Origin of the sequence: Cellulomonas bogoriensis 69B4 = DSM 16987 (assembly GCF_000767165.1) — a bacterium.
GTDB lineage: Bacteria > Actinomycetota > Actinomycetes > Actinomycetales > Cellulomonadaceae > Actinotalea > Actinotalea bogoriensis.
On record NZ_AXCZ01000327.1, the window covers coordinates 1 to 1,335 of the forward strand.

The 1,335-nt window shown below is 75.6% G+C and carries 2 protein-coding genes; both read right to left on the reverse strand.

Annotation, left to right across the window (positions count from 1 at the left end):
* On the reverse strand, positions 1-698 hold a 698-nt coding region (locus tag N869_RS15110), incomplete at its 3' end, for a Mur ligase domain-containing protein (protein WP_232229818.1).
* A partial coding sequence (locus N869_RS15115) for a UDP-N-acetylglucosamine--N-acetylmuramyl-(pentapeptide) pyrophosphoryl-undecaprenol N-acetylglucosamine transferase (RefSeq protein WP_035063029.1) occupies positions 695-1,335 on the reverse strand: 641 nt, incomplete at its 5' end. The genes N869_RS15115 and N869_RS15110, both read right to left, overlap by 4 nt.

Consider the following 1,335-nt stretch of genomic DNA (forward strand, 5'->3'; position numbering starts at 1 on the left):
CCGTCGGGCTCCACACGCTCGGTGAACCTGTCGAAAGCCGCCTCGAACGCCTCTGCCGAGCCGTAGTGGTCCAGGTGGTCGGGCTCGACGTTCGTGACGACGGCGACGGTGGGCCGGTAGGCCAGGAACGACCCGTCGGACTCGTCGGCCTCGGCGACGAACACCTCACCCGTGCCGTGCCGGGCGCCGCCGACCGCATCCCCGCCCGCGTCCACCGCGTCCGTGGCGCCGGAGGCCCGCAGGACGGTGCCCCCGATCGCATAGCTCGGCTCGAGCCCGACCTCACCCAGCAGGACGGCGGTCATCGCCGACGTCGTGGTCTTCCCGTGGGCGCCCGCCACGGCGACCGCACGGCGACCGCGCATCAGGGTCGCAAGGGCCTCTGACCGGTGGAGCACCCGCAGCCCGCCGTCGCGGGCGGCCCGCAGCTCCGGGTTGTCGGCGCGGATCGCGCTGGACACGACGACCGTGTCAGCGTGCAGCACGTGCGCGGGCTCGTGCCCGACCTGGGTCTGCACGCCGGCCCTGCGGAGCGTCTCGAGGACGGGCGACTCCCGGGCGTCGGACCCGGACACGGGCACGCCCCTGGCCGCGAGCAGAGCCGCGACGGTGGACATGCCCGCGCCCCCCACACCCACGAGGTGCACGTTCCCGAGCGACTCCGGGGCCGGCGGCACGTCACACGGAGCGGGGCTCATGCGGTTCCGCTCCCTTCCGCAGCCGCGCGTTCGACCAGGTCGGCCACCCGCGCGGCGCCGTCGGTGCCGCCCACCTCGGCGGCGGCACGCCCCATCTGCTCGCGTCGTGCGGGGTCGGCCAGGAGCTCGGGCAGACGTGTGGCGACCCAGTGGGCGTCCATCTCGGCGTCCGGGACCAGGATGCCGCCACCGGCGTCCACGACGGGGCGGGCGTTGAGCCGCTGCTCACCGTTGCCGATCGGCAACGGCACGTAGACGCCGGGCAGACCGAGCGCAGCCAGCTCGCTGACCGTCCCGGCACCCGACCTGGCCACCACGAGGTCGGCGACCGCGAGGGCGAGCTCCATGCGACCGAGGTACTCGCGGACCTGGTACCGCCCGGCACGTACCGGGTCGCGGGTGTCGACGGCCGCGCGGTGCACCTGCTCCCGCACGGCGTCGGCCTTGCCGGCACCGGTCAGGTGCAGGACCTGGATGCCTGCGTCGAGAAGCTGCTGGGCGGCGCCGGCCACCGCTGCGTTCACGCTCACCGCGCCGAGGGAGCCGCCCGTCACCAGCAGCGTCGGCAGGTCGGGGTCGAGGCCGAGCTCGGCCGCAGCCTCCACACGTGCGCCCCGGGCGTCCTGGGCGCGGCGGG